The organism is Salinivibrio sp. ES.052 (genome assembly GCF_900141775.1).
In the GTDB taxonomy this organism is placed as follows: domain Bacteria; phylum Pseudomonadota; class Gammaproteobacteria; order Enterobacterales; family Vibrionaceae; genus Salinivibrio.
This window is the reverse complement of record NZ_FSRI01000002.1, coordinates 354,609-371,244: the sequence shown is the minus strand read 5'-3', so window position 1 is coordinate 371,244 and position 16,636 is coordinate 354,609. Positions and strand designations below refer to the sequence as shown.

The 16,636-nt window shown below is 50.1% G+C and carries 8 protein-coding genes, 3 tRNA genes and 3 rRNA genes; 5 read left to right on the top strand and 9 right to left on the bottom strand.

Annotation, left to right across the window (positions count from 1 at the left end):
* Positions 1–10 precede the first annotated feature (10 nt).
* From BUQ98_RS11360 to BUQ98_RS16820, 4 genes are all read left to right on the top strand, one after another.
* Positions 11–1,117 carry an efflux RND transporter periplasmic adaptor subunit gene (locus BUQ98_RS11360; protein ID WP_074213929.1) on the top strand — a complete coding sequence of 369 codons (1,107 nt, stop codon included), beginning with the start codon at positions 11–13 and terminating at the stop codon, positions 1,115–1,117.
* 12 nt (positions 1,118–1,129) lie between these two features.
* Positions 1,130–4,222 (top strand): multidrug efflux RND transporter permease subunit, encoded by a 3,093-nt coding sequence (locus BUQ98_RS11355; protein WP_074213928.1) that lies wholly within the window; start codon positions 1,130–1,132, stop codon positions 4,220–4,222.
* A gap of 93 nt (positions 4,223–4,315) precedes the next feature.
* A complete protein-coding gene (locus BUQ98_RS11350) occupies positions 4,316–4,579 on the top strand; it encodes a ubiquinone biosynthesis accessory factor UbiK (RefSeq protein WP_074213927.1) in 264 nt (87 codons plus the stop codon).
* A 94-nt stretch (positions 4,580–4,673) separates the two neighbouring features.
* A protein-coding gene (locus BUQ98_RS16820; protein ID WP_139294628.1) for an IS3 family transposase occupies positions 4,674–5,902 on the top strand; the annotation gives its coding sequence in 2 pieces (ribosomal slippage) (positions 4,674–5,025 and positions 5,025–5,902; 1,230 coding nt in all).
* A 60-nt stretch (positions 5,903–5,962) separates the two neighbouring features.
* On the opposite strand, the gene ilvC is transcribed toward BUQ98_RS16820, so the two are convergent.
* Positions 5,963–7,447: a ketol-acid reductoisomerase gene (gene ilvC, locus BUQ98_RS11335; protein ID WP_074213926.1), complete on the bottom strand. Its 1,485-nt coding sequence runs from the start codon at positions 7,445–7,447 to the stop codon at positions 5,963–5,965.
* A gap of 130 nt (positions 7,448–7,577) precedes the next feature.
* On the opposite strand from ilvC, the gene ilvY reads away from it, so the two are divergent.
* Entirely contained in the window at positions 7,578–8,441 is an 864-nt protein-coding gene (gene ilvY, locus BUQ98_RS11330; protein ID WP_074213925.1) for an HTH-type transcriptional activator IlvY, read from the top strand.
* 230 nt (positions 8,442–8,671) lie between these two features.
* Here the strand turns inward: ilvY and BUQ98_RS11325 are convergent.
* The 8 genes from BUQ98_RS11325 to BUQ98_RS11290 all read right to left on the bottom strand — a co-directional run bounded on the left by BUQ98_RS11325 (position 8,672) and on the right by BUQ98_RS11290 (position 16,608).
* Positions 8,672–8,748: transfer RNA gene (locus tag BUQ98_RS11325), tRNA-Asp, on the bottom strand.
* A 101-nt stretch (positions 8,749–8,849) separates the two neighbouring features.
* Positions 8,850–8,965, bottom strand: a 5S ribosomal RNA gene (gene rrf, locus BUQ98_RS11320).
* Positions 8,966–9,051: 86 nt separating this feature from the next.
* Positions 9,052–11,941, bottom strand: a 23S ribosomal RNA gene (locus tag BUQ98_RS11315).
* 263 nt (positions 11,942–12,204) lie between these two features.
* Positions 12,205–12,280 (bottom strand) — tRNA-Ala (locus tag BUQ98_RS11310).
* A gap of 40 nt (positions 12,281–12,320) precedes the next feature.
* A tRNA-Ile gene (locus BUQ98_RS11305) sits at positions 12,321–12,397 on the bottom strand.
* Between the two features lie 74 nt (positions 12,398–12,471).
* Positions 12,472–14,026: ribosomal RNA gene (locus BUQ98_RS11300) — 16S ribosomal RNA — on the bottom strand.
* Together the 16S, 23S and 5S rRNA genes with 3 tRNA genes alongside form the textbook arrangement of a ribosomal RNA operon.
* 557 nt (positions 14,027–14,583) lie before the next feature.
* Entirely contained in the window at positions 14,584–15,129 is a 546-nt protein-coding gene (hemG, locus tag BUQ98_RS11295; protein ID WP_074213924.1) for a menaquinone-dependent protoporphyrinogen IX dehydrogenase, read from the bottom strand.
* Between the two features lie 21 nt (positions 15,130–15,150).
* Entirely contained in the window at positions 15,151–16,608 is a 1,458-nt protein-coding gene (locus BUQ98_RS11290) for a TrkH family potassium uptake protein (protein WP_074213923.1), read from the bottom strand.
* Between the last annotated feature and the right edge of the window lie 28 nt (positions 16,609–16,636).

The window sequence follows — 16,636 nt, the reverse complement described above, 5'->3', positions numbered from 1 at the left end:
GCTTACTTCGATGAAAAAATGGTTTTTCTTTATGGTTATCCTCGCACTACTGCTGTTTGGTAGTGTGATTGGTTTTAACCTGTTCAAGCAGCAAAAGATTGCCGAATACATGGCGAACACCCCAGAGCCGACGCACCCTGTGACAGCTGTCACCGTTAACGCCGAGCCTTGGACACCCACCATGGATGCAATTGGGTTTGTTGAGCCGAACCAAGGGATTACGTTAACGACACAAATTGCAGGTGTGGTGGATGTGATCAACTTTGAGTCAGGCCAAACCGTTGAACGTGGACAAAACCTGGTTGAACTCGACTCTAGCGTCGAAAAAGCCAATTTGGCCAGTACTCAAGCACGGTTGCCCGCCGCAGAGGCTAAGTTCAAGCGCTATCAAGGCCTATTTACCAAAGGCTCCATCTCTAAAGAAGCGCTAGACGAAGCCGAGGCCAATTATCGCTCATTACAAGCCGATATCAATGCGCTGAAAGCCACCATCGCCCGTCGTAACCTCCAAGCACCGTTCGATGGGGTGATTGGCCTACGTAATATCTTCATGGGTGAGTATTTACAGCCAGGTACCGATATCGCTCGTTTAGAAGATACGTCGGTGATGAAGCTCCGCTTTACTGTGCCACAAACGGATATCTCTAAAATCCGCCTTAGCCAGCCGTTACGTATTACCGTCGATGCCTATCCTGAAAAGGAGTTCATTGGTTCCATTAGCGCTATCGAACCTGCGGTAAACAGTCAGAGCGGTCTGATTAAAGTGGAAGCCAACATCCCTAACAATGATGGTCAGTTGCGGTCAGGCATGTTTGCCCGCGCCGACATCATTTTGCCAACAATTGAAGAGCAAATCGTGATTGATCAAACCGCGATTAACTTCAATTTGTATGGTGAAAGTGTCTATCTCATCCGAGAAGAAGAGGGTGAGAAACGCGCTTATCAGCAGGTACTCAAAGTCGGCGAGCGTCGTGGTCATCAAGCACGCATTATCGAAGGTCTGCAACCTGGCGACCAGGTTGTGACCTCTGGCCAAGTGCGTTTAAGCAATGGCTCAAAAGTGAAAATCGTCGAAAATGACGCTCTCACTCCACCAGAACAATTACCTCAATTGTAAGACGAGGATGTGATGCGCTTTACTGATATTTTTATCCGGCGCCCTGTACTGGCGGTTTCAATCAGTATTCTGATTGCACTGCTGGGCTTGCAGTCTTTATTTAAGATGCAGGTCAGGGAATACCCAGAAATGACCAATACCGTGGTCTCCATCACAACCAGCTATTATGGTGCCAGTGCCGACTTGATTCAGGGCTTCATTACGACGCCGCTCGAACAAGCCGTGGCCCAAGCTGATAATATTGATTTTATGACGTCTGAGTCGGTGCTTGGTTCCTCGACGATCACCGTCAATATGAAACTCAATACCGATCCGAACGCCGCCTTGGCCGATATATTGGCCAAAGTAAACTCGGTGCGATCTCAGCTTCCCGCTGAATCGGAAGATCCCTCGGTTTCGATGTCGACCGGCTCAACTACTGCGGTCATGTATATCGGTTTTACCTCGCCAGAGCTCGACTCTAGCCAGATGACTGATTACCTCGAACGCGTGGTAAAACCTCAACTGTTTACCGTTGATGGCGTGTCAAAAATCGACTTATATGGCGGGGTAAAATACGGCTTACGCGTGTGGCTCGACCCTGAAAAAATGGCAGCCTTTAAGTTAAGCGCCACCGATGTCATGTCAGTGCTCGATGCCAATAACTTTCAGTCGGCCACTGGTCAAGCGATCGGTACCTTCATGGTCTATAACGGCAGTGCCGATACGCAGGTATCCACGCCGGAAGAGTTAAGCAACCTAGTGGTTGAGACGCAAGATGGTCGTGTGGTGCGCTTAGGCGATATCGCGAAGGTCTCGCTGGAGAAAAGTCACGACCGAGTCCGTGCGCTTGCCAATGGCTCAGAAGCAGTTGTCGCAGCCATCAATGCGACACCATCGGCTAACCCCATCAATATTGCTGCCGACGTCATGGATATGTTGCCCGAAGTAGAGCGCAACATGCCAAGCAATATCGAGATGAATGTGCTTTATGATTCGTCGAATGCGATCAATGAGTCGATCAATGAGGTAATAAAAACCATCATCGAAGCCGCGCTGATCGTTTTGGTGGTCATCACCCTGTTCTTGGGCTCGTTCCGCGCGGTGATTATCCCCATCATTACCATCCCACTGTCGCTGATTGGTGTGGCGCTGGTGATGGAGATGATTGGTTTCTCACTCAACTTAATGACCCTGTTGGCGATGGTGTTGGCTATCGGCTTGGTGGTCGATGACGCCATTGTGGTGCTAGAAAACATTGACCGACATATTAAGCTTGGGGAGTCCCCCTTCCGTGCAGCGATCATTGGTACCCGCGAGATTGCCGTTCCCGTCATTTCCATGACGCTTACGCTAGCAGCGGTGTATGCCCCAATTGCCATGATGGGCGGGATAACCGGGTCGCTGTTTAAGGAATTTGCGCTCACCCTTGCAGGGGCAGTCTTTGTCTCCGGGATTGTTGCACTGACGCTGTCACCGGTGATGTGCTCTACGATGCTGAAAGCGAACGCTAAACCGAGTCGCTTTGAGTTGGCGGTGCACCGCTTCCTCGATGGGATGACGGATAAGTATGCGCATCTGCTCAGCAAAGTGATGGATCGTCGTCCGGTGATCGTGACCTTTGCGGTGATTGTGTTCGCTTCACTGCCAGTGCTGTTTAACATTATTCCCAGTGAGCTTGCGCCATCAGAAGATAAAGGCGTGGTGGTGATGATGGGGACGGCTCCCTCCACTGCCAACTTGGATTACATCCAAAATAGCATGGCGGAAGTGAACCAAAAACTGGACGATCAGCCCGAAGTCGCCTTCTCACAGGTCTTCTCTGGGGTGCCTAAATCGAACCAAGCCTTTGGTATCGCGTCATTAGTACCCTGGAGTGAGCGGGAAGCCAGTCAGTCTGACGTCGTCAAACGCATGGCTAATGAAGTGAAAGATATCCCAGGCATGAAGGTGACCACTTTTGAAATGCCTGAGCTCCCAGGGGCATCGTCAGGCTTGCCAATCCAGTTCGTGGTCACCACCCCTAACAACTTCGAAAGTTTGTATCAAGTAACAGCTGAAATCATGGCCGAAGTGCAATCCAGCCCGAACTTTGTCTATTCGGAACTGAACCTCAACTTCGACTCTGCCACTATGAATATCAACATTGATAAGGACAAAGCGGGGTCATATGGTGTAACCATGCGTGATATAGGTGCCACCATCGGCACCATGATGTCGGATGGGTATGTTAATCGTATCGATTTTGACGGCCGCTCCTATGAGGTGATCCCGCAAGTTGAGCGAAAGTATCGCCTCAATCCAGAATCAATCGAAAGCTATTACGTCCGAGCCGCCAATGGTGACTCCATTCCGCTGGGCTCCTTGATCGACATTGAGGTCACGGCTGAGCCTCGCTCATTGCCGCACTTTAACCAGCTGAACGCGGCCACCATTAGTGCGGTTTCCGCGCCCGGTGTCACCATGGGAACGGCTGTCGATTGGTTTGAGAGCAAAGCGGCTGATCTCCCTAAAGGGTACCAGCATGATTACTTAGGTGAATCACGTCAGTATGTCACAGAGGGGAGCGCATTATATGCCACCTTCCTCTTTGCATTGGCGATCATTTACCTCGTGCTGGCGATTCAATTCGAATCCCTACTCGATCCACTCGTGATCCTGGTCTCTGTACCGCTGGCTATTTCGGGTGCCTTGATTTCACTCGCGTGGGGGCTGTCATCGATGAACATCTACTCACAAGTCGGGCTGATAACCTTGATAGGTCTGATTACTAAACACGGTATTCTGATCTGTGAGGTAGCCAAGGAGCAGCAGCTTCACCATCAAGCCAGTCGAATGGATGCGGTGAAAGAAGCGGCCAAAATTCGTTTGCGTCCGATCTTGATGACAACAGCGGCGATGATTGCTGGCCTGATCCCGCTAATGTTTGCCACCGGCGCCGGTGCCGAGCAACGCTTTAGCATCGGGATTGTGATCGTGGCGGGTCTCGCCATCGGCACACTATTCACGCTATTCGTTCTGCCAGTGATTTATACCTATCTGGCCAGCAAGCACCAACCACTGCCGGTGTTTGTTGAGGACGATGAACTTGATAAGCTCGATGAAGACTATCGCGCATCACACTAACCCAAAGGGCCTTCGGGCCCTTTTCTTTTATCATCCTTTCGACAAGCTGTGCGTATTTACATAGAATAAAGACAGTTAATAAAGGAGTATTCCATGTTTGACCCCAAAAAACTTGAGCAAATGGCCAAGCAAATTCACGACGCTATGCCTCAGCCTGTTAAAGAGTTAGGCACGGATATGGAAAGCCGTGTGCGCCAAGCCATCCAAGGGCAGCTCACCAAGCTAGACGTGGTTAGCCGTGAAGAATTCGATGTGCAAACTCAGGTACTTTTACGCACTCGTCAAAAGCTCACTGAGCTCGAGGCGAAACTTGAAGAAGTGGAAGCTAAAGTTCAGTCAACAGGCAGCCAAGAGTAACCCTCGCAGACATATAAAAGCCTGACCCTCAGGCCAGGCTTATCTTGTCTTGTTGTCCCGTCCTGAAATACGTTGACATAAAGAGGACTTCTTTATGACAACATCAAGTAATTCAAGCCGTAAGCGCACGCAACGTGATTACACCTTAGCCTTTAAATTAGGCGTTGTAGAGCGTGTTGAAAAAGGCGAAATGACGTACAAACAAGCTCAAGCCCGTTTTGGCATTCAGGGCCGCTCAACGGTACTCGTCTGGCTCAGAAAACATGGTAGACTCGATTGGTCGAAGCCATTTCAGCATCCCCTTATGCCACATTCAAAAGAAACCCCATCCGAAACTATCAAGCGCCTTGAGCGTGAGTTAGCCGAAGAGAAACTGCGTAACCAAATCCTCAATGGTATGGTCGATATCATGGACAATGAGTACGGAGCCGGCCTCAGAAAAAAGTACTTATCCGGTACATCTGGCAAGCCAAAGCCAAAAGTAAAATAAAGTTAGCGGCGGCATGTCGTGCCACAGGCATTTCTCGGCAAGGTGTCTATCAAGCCGTTGCTCGAATGGAAAGCCGAAGAGCTGAACTATCAATCATCAGAGACTGGGTCCAATACTGGCGTAAGTATATGCCGAGGTTAGGGGCGCGTAAGCTCTACGCGTTGGTAAAGCCCAAGCTAGTTGAACACGAAATTAAGCTAGGGCGAGACGGGTTTTTTAGCTATCTGAGAAGCGAAGGCTTACTGGTTAAACCCAAGAAAAGCTACACAAAAACTACGTGTAGTAAGCACTGGATGAAGAAGCATCCTAACCTGCTAAAAGAAGACGGACTGCATGATGCTGCGCATATACTGGTCAGCGACATCACTTATGTTGAATCAGACCAAGGTGTGCACTATCTGTCACTGGTGACCGATGCCAACTCACGCAAGATAGTGGGTCATCACGTTAGCGAAGATATGAAAGTCGACAATGTAGTGAAAGCGCTGAAAATGGCCGTCAAAGATAAGCGCTATATCGGCAATGCGGTACATCACTCAGACCGAGGTTCGCAATACTGCTCAGCCGTTTATCAGAGTGCGCTACAGGAGAGTCAAATCCAGCCGTCGATGACGGATGGTTATGATTGCTACCAAAACGCGTTAGCGGAAAGAGTCAATGGCATACTGAAGCATGAGTTTTTACTGTACCGGTGTAAGACACTGACAGAGCTTAAAATATTGGTAAAAGAATCGATAGCGATATACAACGAAATGAGACCGCACCTAAGTTTAAGTATGGCAACCCCCAATCAGGTGCATAATAAAAAAGGCCAGCTACTGGAGCTGGCCTAAAAACTGTCAACCTATATTAGGACGGGACATGTCGCTTTATCTTAAACGCGCGCCGCGCTATTAGTTATCGAGCGCGATTTGCTTCATGTCTGTCATATAGCCGCGCAATTCCTCACCGATATACTCAATCGGGTGGTTACGGATACGGTCATTGACCTCGATTAAGGTGCCGTTGTCTACCTGATTAGAGGTTTCTCCGAGCCCTTTACCAATCACATCTGCGCTCACTGTTGGCATAAAGTGTTCGCGCAGCAGCGGTGTCGCCACGTTTGCGAACAAGTAGTTGCCGTACTCAGCCGTATCCGAAATGACCACGTTCATTTCGTACAAGCGCTTACGTGCAATGGTATTGGCAATCAATGGCAATTCATGCAATGACTCGTAATACGCTGACTCTTCGATAATGCCGGATGACACCATCACTTCAAAAGCAAGCTCGACCCCTGCACGCACCATGGCAACCATCAAAATGCCGTTATCAAAGAACGCTTGCTCACTGATGCTTACATCCGACTCGGGATAGTTTTCAAACGCGGTCTGTGCGGTTTCTTCACGCCATGTGAACAAGTCTTTATCACCGTTTTCCCAATCGGCCATCATGGTCGCGGAGAAATGGCCAGCGATGATGTCATCCATGTGTTTGTTATATAGGGGGCGCATCAGTTCTTTAAGCGACTCCGACAACTCAAAGGCTTTGATTTTCGCTGGGTTGGATAAGCGATCCATCATATGAGTGATGCCACCGAACTTTAGCGCTTCAGTAATGGTTTCCCAACCATACTGAATCAGTTTACCCGCATAACCTGGATCAACACCTTCTGCGATCATTTTCTCATAGCAAACGACCGAGCCTGCCTGCAGCATCCCACACAGGATGGTTTGTTCGCCCATCAGATCGGATTTCACTTCTGCCACGAATGAAGAGGCAAGTACGCCAGCACGGTGGCCACCGGTTGCAGCTGCCCACGCTTTCGCAACCTCAAAGCCGTCACCTTTAGGATCATTTTCTGGATGGACAGCGATCAGCGTCGGCACACCAAAGCCGCGTTTATATTCTTCACGCACCTCGGTACCCGGACACTTAGGCGCCACCATAACCACAGTAATATCTTCACGGATACGCTGACCGACTTCGACGATATTAAAGCCATGTGAGTAACCGAGTGCGGCACCCTCTTTCATCAGCGGCATCACGGTTTCGACGACGTTAGAGTGCTGTTTATCTGGCGTGAGGTTAATCACCAAGTCTGCCTGTGGGATCAAATCTTGGTAGCTACCCACTTCAAATCCATTCTCAACCGCGTTCTGATAAGAAGGGCGCTTTTCATCAATGGCAGCCTGACGTAGTGCATAAGCCACATCAAGACCCGAGTCGCGCATGTTTAAGCCTTGGTTGAGCCCTTGCGCACCACAGCCCACAATCACCACTTTTTTACCTTTGAGAAATTCGGCCTCGGTGGCAAATTCGTCACGATCCATAAATCGGCATACGCCTAATTGTTCCAATTGTTGACGCAAATTCAGGGTATTAAAGTAGTTCGCCATGGGGTGCTCCATTGATTCAAATCCGTGATTGGGTGTATTTTCACCGCGTATTTTGATACTACCCTAACCACTATATTGCCTAAAGTGATATATTCACAACATGACATTGCAATTACAGCAACAATAAATCATGAATGCAAAGCAACTCACGGGCTTTCTTCACCTCTGTGACACCAAAAACTATACCCGAGCGGCCCAGGCGATGCACGTCAGCCCATCTGCGTTGAGCCGAATCATCCAACGTCTTGAAGACGATATCGGTCAGCCACTGTTTATTCGTACCAATAAAGCGGTCGATCTCACTCCGGCAGGTAAAACACTTCTTCCCGTCGCACGCGATATTCTGCAGCTTTGGCACACCACCAAAGCCAGCATCAATGAGCATGCCTCTTTGCTAGGCGGTAAGCTCACGCTCTTTTGTTCAGTCACTGCAAGCTATAGCCATTTACCAGAGCTACTCGCGCGGTTTCGTCAGCAATATCCTAATATTGAATTACAACTCCTTACCGGCGATCCTGCTCAAGCTGAAGAGAAGGTGCAAGATAACAGCGCCGACATTGCTATTGCCGCTAAACCCAAGCGCTTGTCATCCAGCTTGGTGTTTCAACCGATAGATACAGTGAGTTTGTCGGTTATCGCGCCAGCAATGGCCAGTAGCGGCATTGATCTGCAAGCTATTGACTGGCAACAGACGCCTTTAATCTTGCCTGAAGCAGGAACAGCACGCGAACTCGCTGACCAATGGTTGGCCAGCAAAGGCATAGAGCCAAACGTCTACGCACAAATTGCAGGGCACGAGGCGATTGTCAGTATGGTGGCATTGGGCTGTGGTATTGGCGTGGCACCCGATGTGGTGATTGATAACAGCCCAGTAAAAGACAAGGTTGAGCGCTTGCGTCAAGAAATCGTTCAACCTCTCGAACTGGGCCTTTGTTGCAAAGTATCCCGCGCCAAAGAGCCCTTGCTCAACGCCCTACTCGATGTGATGCGATAACAACAGAAAAGCCCCAGCATATCTATGCTGGGGCTTTAAGTATTCAAAACTAGATGAACAGTTATGACTAAACGCAAAAAAACCCAGCTTTTCAGCTAGGGTTTCTAAGTAGTGGCGGAGGGCCGGGGTTGCGGACAACGGGCAGGCCATCCTGCGGGACTCATTCGCCCGCAGGGCGAACCTGGCCAATAACAAAAAACCCCAGCTTTTCAGCTAGGGTTTCTAAGTAGTGGCGGAGTGGACGGGACTCGAACCCGCGACCCCCGGCGTGACAGGCCGGTATTCTAACCAACTGAACTACCACTCCGCACCAATTCTGTCTCATCAAAGTCTTACGCATATCTGCTTTGATGCTTAAATCCGTTTTTGCCTTCAGATTTTTCCAAAAATCTGAAAACAAGAAAGCAAGCCTGGCGATGTCCTACTCTCACATGGGGAGACCCCACACTACCATCGGCGCTGCTTCGTTTCACTACTGAGTTCGGCATGGAGTCAGGTGGGTCCAAAGCGCTATGGTCGCCAAGCAAATTCGGTAATCTAGAAAGCTGTTCGTTCTCGCCACAATCAACTGGCTTATTTCGAGTCCAACCCAAAACCTCTTGGGTGTTGTATGGTTAAGCCGCACGGGCAATTAGTACAGGTTAGCTCAACGCCTCACAGCGCTTACACACCCTGCCTATCAACGTCGTAGTCTACGACAACCCTTTAGAGAGCTCGAAGCTCTAGGGATGACTCATCTCGGGGCCAGCTTCGCGCTTAGATGCTTTCAGCGCTTATCTGTGCCGAACTTAGCTACCGGGCAATGCGTCTGGCGACACAACCCGAACACCAGCGGTTCGTCCACTCCGGTCCTCTCGTACTAGGAGCAGCTCCCCTCAATCATCCAACGCCCACGGCAGATAGGGACCGAACTGTCTCACGACGTTCTAAACCCAGCTCGCGTACCACTTTAAATGGCGAACAGCCATACCCTTGGGACCGACTTCAGCCCCAGGATGTGATGAGCCGACATCGAGGTGCCAAACACCGCCGTCGATATGAACTCTTGGGCGGTATCAGCCTGTTATCCCCGGAGTACCTTTTATCCGTTGAGCGATGGCCCTTCCATTCAGAACCACCGGATCACTATGACCTACTTTCGTACCTGCTCGAGCCGTCACTCTCGCAGTTAAGCGGGCTTATGCCATTGCACTAACCTCACGATGTCCGACCGTGATTAGCCCACCTTCGTGCTCCTCCGTTACTCTTTGGGAGGAGACCGCCCCAGTCAAACTACCCACCAGGCACTGTCCTCACCCCCGATAAGGGGGCTAAGTTAGAACATCAAACATACAAGGGTGGTATTTCAAGGTTGGCTCCGCGACAACTGGCGTCGCCGTTTCAAAGCCTCCCACCTATCCTACACATGTAGGCTCAATGTTCAGTGCCAAGCTGTAGTAAAGGTTCACGGGGTCTTTCCGTCTAGCCGCGGGTACACAGCATCTTCACTGCGATTTCAATTTCACTGAGTCTCGGGTGGAGACAGCGTGGCCATCATTACGCCATTCGTGCAGGTCGGAACTTACCCGACAAGGAATTTCGCTACCTTAGGACCGTTATAGTTACGGCCGCCGTTTACCGGGGCTTCGATCAATGGCTTCTCTTGCGATAACCACATCAATTAACCTTCCGGCACCGGGCAGGCGTCACACCGTATACGTCATCTTTCGATTTTGCACAGTGCTGTGTTTTTAATAAACAGTTGCAGCCACCTGGTATCTGCGACTGCCCATAGCTCCATCCGCAAGGGACTTCACCGTGGGCAGCGTACCTTCTCCCGAAGTTACGGTACCATTTTGCCTAGTTCCTTCACCCGAGTTCTCTCAAGCGCCTTGGTATTCTCTACCCGACCACCTGTGTCGGTTTGGAGTACGGTTCCTACTTACCTGAAGCTTAGAGGCTTTTCCCGGAAGCATGGCATCAATGACTTCACCACCTTGGTGGCTCGACATCGGGTCTCGACCGTGTGTAATCCCGGATTTGCCTAAGATTACAGCCTACACCCTTGAACCTGGACTACCATCGCCAGGCCCACCTAGCCTTCTCCGTCCCCCCATCGCAGTAAGCAGCAGTACGGGAATATTAACCCGTTTCCCATCGACTACGCCTTTCGGCCTCGCCTTAGGGGCCGACTTACCCTGCCCCGATTAACGTTGGACAGGAACCCTTGGTCTTCCGGCGTGGAGGTTTTTCACCCCCATTATCGTTACTCATGTCAGCATTCGCACTTGTGATACCTCCAGCATGCCTCTCAGCACACCTTCAACGGCTTACACAACGCTCCCCTACCCAATACGATAAATCGCATTGCCGCAGCTTCGGTGTATCGCTTAGCCCCGTTACATCTTCCGCGCAGGCCGACTCGACCAGTGAGCTATTACGCTTTCTTTAAATGATGGCTGCTTCTAAGCCAACATCCTGGCTGTCTGAGCCTTCCCACATCGTTTCCCACTTAGCGATAACTTTGGGACCTTAGCTGGCGGTCTGGGTTGTTTCCCTCTCCACGACGGACGTTAGCACCCGCCGTGTGTCTCCCGGATAGCACTTACTGGTATTCGGAGTTTGCAAAGGGTTGGTAAGTCGGGATGACCCCCTAGCCTTAACAGTGCTCTACCCCCAGTAGTGTTCGTCCGAGGCGCTACCTAAATAGCTTTCGGGGAGAACCAGCTATCTCCGAGTTTGATTGGCCTTTCACCCCTAGCCACAGGTCATCTCCTAACTTTTCAACGTTAGTGAGTTCGGTCCTCCAGTTGATGTTACTCAACCTTCAACCTGCCCATGGCTAGATCACTCGGTTTCGGGTCTAATGCAAGCAACTGTGCGCCCAGTTAAGACTCGGTTTCCCTACGGCTCCCCTATGCGGTTAACCTTGCTACTTACATTAAGTCGCTGACCCATTATACAAAAGGTACGCGGTCACCCCACGAAGGAGGCTCCCACTGCTTGTACGTAGACGGTTTCAGGTTCTATTTCACTCCCCTCACAGGGGTTCTTTTCGCCTTTCCCTCACGGTACTGGTTCACTATCGGTCAGTCAGGAGTATTTAGCCTTGGAGGATGGTCCCCCCATGTTCAGACAAGATATCACGTGTCCCGTCCTACTCGTTTTCACAGATATGGCGCCGTCGGTTACGGGGCTATCACCCTTTGTTGCCAGGTTTTCCAACCTGTTCACCTAACGCCAAGTCTGCTTAAGGGCTGCTCCGGGGTCGCTCGCCGCTACTGCCGGAATCTCAATTGATTTCTTTTCCTTCGGGTACTTAGATGTTTCAGTTCCCCGAGTTCGCCTCTTAGCGCTATGTATTCACGCTAAGATACCTGCTTATGCAGGTGGGTTTCCCCATTCGGACATCCCAGATTCAAATGGCTTTTACTGCCTTATCTGGGCTTTTCGCAAGTTAATACGTCCTTCATCGCCTCTGACTGCCAAGGCATCCACCGTCTACGCTTAGTCACTTAACCATACAACCCCAAAAGGTCTTGTATGAAAACAACTAAGGTTTTGTTTTTGCCGGACTCAAAATAGAGACTTTGCTTATCACTAAGACAAAGCCCAAGCACACTTGATTGTGTGAGTGACATTACATGTCACTGATTGAGAACTTTACTGTCATTCATTAAAGAATGACTTTGTCAGCTTTCCAGATTGTTAAAGAGCATGTGATTCTATCAATACGACAAACCACTTTTTAAAGACACTTATCATCATAAATGCACTTAAAAAGTGGTGGAGCTAAGCAGGATCGAACTGCTGACCTCCTGCGTGCAAGGCAGGCGCTCTCCCAGCTGAGCTATAGCCCCACATTGATTACTTTGTTAACCAACACATTTGGGGATGTGTTGGTGGGTCTGAGTGGACTTGAACCACCGACCTCACCCTTATCAGGGGTGCGCTCTAACCAGCTGAGCTACAGACCCATCAAAGCAATGATGTGCTCTCTTTCAACTTCAACCTATACAATCTGTGTGAACACTCGCAAGAATAGCGTCAGTAAGGAGGTGATCCAGCCCCAGGTTCCCCTAGGGCTACCTTGTTACGACTTCACCCCAGTCATGAACCACACCGTGGTAAACGCCCTCCCGAAGGTTAAGCTATCTACTTCTGGTGCAGCCCACTCCCATGGTGTGACGGGCGGTGTGTACAAGGCCCGGGAACGTATTCACCGTGGCATTCTGATCCACGATTACTAGCGATTCCGACTTCATGGAGTCGAGTTGCAGACTCCAATCCGGACTACGACAAACTTTAAGGGATTCGCTTAACATCGCTGTCTCGCTGCCCTCTGTATCTGCCATTGTAGCACGTGTGTAGCCCTACTCGTAAGGGCCATGATGACTTGACGTCGTCCCCACCTTCCTCCGGTTTATCACCGGCAGTCTCCCTGGAGTTCCCACCATTACGTGCTGGCAAACAAGGATAAGGGTTGCGCTCGTTGCGGGACTTAACCCAACATTTCACAACACGAGCTGACGACAGCCATGCAGCACCTGTCTCAGTGTTCCCGAAGGCACCAATCCATCTCTGGAAAGTTCACTGGATGTCAAGAGTAGGTAAGGTTCTTCGCGTTGCATCGAATTAAACCACATGCTCCACCGCTTGTGCGGGCCCCCGTCAATTCATTTGAGTTTTAACCTTGCGGCCGTACTCCCCAGGCGGTCTACTTAATGCGTTAGCGCCGAAAGCCAAAGTCTAAAACCTCAACCTCCAAGTAGACATCGTTTACAGCGTGGACTACCAGGGTATCTAATCCTGTTTGCTACCCACGCTTTCGCATCTGAGCGTCAGTCTTTGTCCAGGGGGCCGCCTTCGCCACTGGTATTCCTTCAGATCTCTACGCATTTCACCGCTACACCTGAAATTCTACCCCCCTCTACAAGACTCTAGCCTGCCAGTTTCAAATGCGGTTCCGAGGTTGAGCCCCGGGCTTTCACATCTGACTTAACAAACCGCCTGCATGCGCTTTACGCCCAGTAATTCCGATTAACGCTTGCACCCTCCGTATTACCGCGGCTGCTGGCACGGAGTTAGCCGGTGCTTCTTCTGCAGCTAACGTCAAGCAATGCACGTATTAAGTACATTACCTTCCTCACTGCTGAAAGTGCTTTACAACCCGAAGGCCTTCTTCACACACGCGGCATGGCTGCATCAGGGTCTCCCCCATTGTGCAATATTCCCCACTGCTGCCTCCCGTAGGAGTCTGGGCCGTGTCTCAGTCCCAGTGTGGCTGATCATCCTCTCAAACCAGCTAAGGATCGTCGCCTTGGTAAGCCTTTACCTTACCAACTAGCTAATCCTAACTGGGCCCATCCCAACGCGATAGCTTACATGTAGTGGCCACCTTTGGTCCGTAGACATTATGCGGTATTAGCCGTCGTTTCCAACGGTTATCCCCCTCGTCAGGGCAGGTTCCCAGCCGTTACTCACCCGTCCGCCGCTCGACGTCCAGTAAATCCACCGAAGCTTCAATACTGCCGTTTCCGCTCGACTTGCATGTGTTAGGCCTGCCGCCAGCGTTCAATCTGAGCCATGATCAAACTCTTCAATTAAAGTTCTTTTGTTCGCTTTCCTAAAAGGAAAGACAAACGGCTCGATAAATACTGTTTTGTTCGTCTCCTAAGAGACAAACGAATTGACTGTGCCGAATAACTAAAAGTTATCGTTTGGTCACTCAGTTCATCGAATAAATCTTTTTGTCTATTCTCAACGAGTGCCCACACAGATTGCATAGGTCAAATTGTTAAAGAGCGTTGACTGTGCGAAGCTGCGCTTCGCTTGGTCAGGGCTGCGTATCTTACGCGCCTTACCGTTAAAGTCAAGAAGAAATTTTATCTTTTCTTTTTAGCCAACCGGCCAAAACAAAACCTCTTATTGACTTCCCTAACGCGTTGTCTGCGTTAAGTAGGTGGGCTATCTTAATCGTTTGAACACTCACGTCAAGCGTTTATTTTCATTCGATTTTTTGCCCCGACATGGCCGATGAGCGCTTGCCCTGCCTGCCGTGTCGATGGAGGCGCATTATAGAGAAGTCACTCACCATCGCAAGACTAAAAAGCGACTTTTTTTAGAAAAAGCCGCCGTTCGGTCAAACAATCAGCGTTATGGCCTAAAAGCGGGCAAATTGCTCGCCGAATTCTGCCACTTTACGCCAATCCGTGTATTCCACCTCTTTGGTCGTATCCGTCTCCCCTCCCGTGATGTGCATGATGAAGCGAATCATCACTCGATCGAACCATTTATAGCGTGGATAGTAGAGTGCGCCGGCAAAGACACCATGCAGCTCGGGGGTCCAAGGTGACTTATCGATAAACTTACGGCTATAGGCGCTGGTTTCTGGCGTATCTTTTCCCGGTTTACGCGCGGTGAGATTGACGCTAAAGAATGCTGCTTTCACGGTTTTAAGCTGATCTGCATGCGCATCAATAAATTGATACAGCTTTTTATTAAAATGACCATAGCGAATAGACGCACCAATCAGTATCCGATCGTATTGGTTGAGATCGATGTCTGGCCGCTGATGAATATCTTTCACCTCACACCGCGCCGACGCACCAAGCTGTTGCTCGATAAAGTGTAGGATTTTCTTGGTCTGCCCTTCTCGGCTGGAATGTAGCAGTAAGACTTTTTGCGTTGCGTTGCTTTGCTCGCTCATGTCCTCTCCTTCCCCATACGGCTAGCTCCGCCAGAATGTGGGAGTAAATAAAACCAATAATGTGAATATTTCTAAACGGCCGAATAGCATGGCAAGGATCAATACCCACTTCGCTGTATCATTAATATCGCCAAAGTGAGCAGCCACTTCGCCTAGCCCTGGGCCTAGGTTGTTGAGCGTCGCAGCCACGGCTGAAAACGCCGTTAGCTCTTCAATGCCCGTTGCTATCAAGGCCAACATACAAATGACAAATACCAGCGCGTAGGCGGAGAAGAACCCCCATACGGCATCAACCACTTGTTGGCGCAACGCTTTATTACCGACTTTAATGGTGTATACCGCGCGGGGGTGAACTAAACGTTTGAGCTCACGCGTGCCTTGCAGTGACAGCAGCAGGATCCGAATGACCTTCATCCCTCCACCGGTCGAGCCTGCACAACCACCAATAAATGATGAAAACAATAACAACACAGGCAAGAACAGTGGCCAGTGCGCAAATGTGGTGGTGGTATACCCTGCGGTCGTTGAGATAGATACTGACTGAAATAGCGCTTGGGTGAAGGTTTCTGTAGGGCTGTTATAGACTTGATGTCCACTCAGCATGGTAAACACCACCAGCCACAGCAGGAATTGAATCACCAAAAACGCGCGAAACTCTGGGTCGCGCAAGTAAAACTTTAGATTGAGCCCATTATTGGCGAAGGCGGCGAAATGGAGGGAAAAGTTACACGCAGATATCAATAAAAATACCACAGTGATGAGATTAACGGCGGTGCTATCAAAGTGACCAATGCTGGCATCATGAGTAGAAAACCCGCCAATCGCGACGGTTGAAAAACTATGCCCAATCGCATCGAAGGCTGACATACCGGCCAACCAATAGGCTAGAGCACAACTCACGGTTAAAGTCAGATAGATATACCAGAGCACTTTTGCTGTTTCGGCGATCCTGGGCGTCATTTTGGTATCTTTGACTGGTCCAGGGATCTCTGCGCGATAAAGCTGCATGCCTCCAATGCCAAGCACGGGAAGAATCGCTACCGCTAAGACAATGATCCCCATCCCGCCCAACCATTGAAGAAGCTGGCGATAGAAGAGAATGGCCTTGGGGAGTTCATCCAGCCCCACAATCACCGTTGCGCCTGTGGTGGTCAAGCCAGAAAAGGACTCAAAAAACGCCTCACTCACGGAAAGATCAGGTTGTTCAGACAGCATCAGAGGCACCGACCCAGCACTCCCGATCACCGTCCAGAACAAGACGACAATTAAAAAGCCATCACGCGCTTTGAGCTCATGCCGATAATCTCGGTTTGGGAACCACAGCAACCCGCCACCAGCAAGTAAGAGGAAGAAGGTCAATACAAAGGGATAGCCAGCGCCGTCGCGATAGATAAAGGCGACCAACGCGGGAGCAAGCATAGTAATGCTGAACAGGGCCAGCAGAAGTCCGACAATGCGGGTGATGGAACGAAATTGCATAGCCTGACGTGGCCCTCTTATCGGCGGT

Bases quoted from the DNA above. Each gene is read 5' to 3' on its own strand.
- BUQ98_RS11355 (WP_074213928.1), top strand. From the start codon at position 1,130: ATGCGCTTTACTGATATTTTTATCCGGCGCCCTGTACTGGCGGTTTCA.
- BUQ98_RS11350 (WP_074213927.1), top strand. From the start codon at position 4,316: ATGTTTGACCCCAAAAAACTTGAGCAAATGGCCAAGCAAATTCACGAC.
- BUQ98_RS11290 (WP_074213923.1), bottom strand. From the start codon at position 16,608: ATGCAATTTCGTTCCATCACCCGCATTGTCGGACTTCTGCTGGCCCTG.
- hemG (WP_074213924.1), bottom strand. From the start codon at position 15,129: ATGAGCGAGCAAAGCAACGCAACGCAAAAAGTCTTACTGCTACATTCC.
- BUQ98_RS11360 (WP_074213929.1), top strand. From the start codon at position 11: ATGAAAAAATGGTTTTTCTTTATGGTTATCCTCGCACTACTGCTGTTT.
- ilvY (WP_074213925.1), top strand. From the start codon at position 7,578: ATGAATGCAAAGCAACTCACGGGCTTTCTTCACCTCTGTGACACCAAA.
- ilvC (WP_074213926.1), bottom strand. From the start codon at position 7,447: ATGGCGAACTACTTTAATACCCTGAATTTGCGTCAACAATTGGAACAA.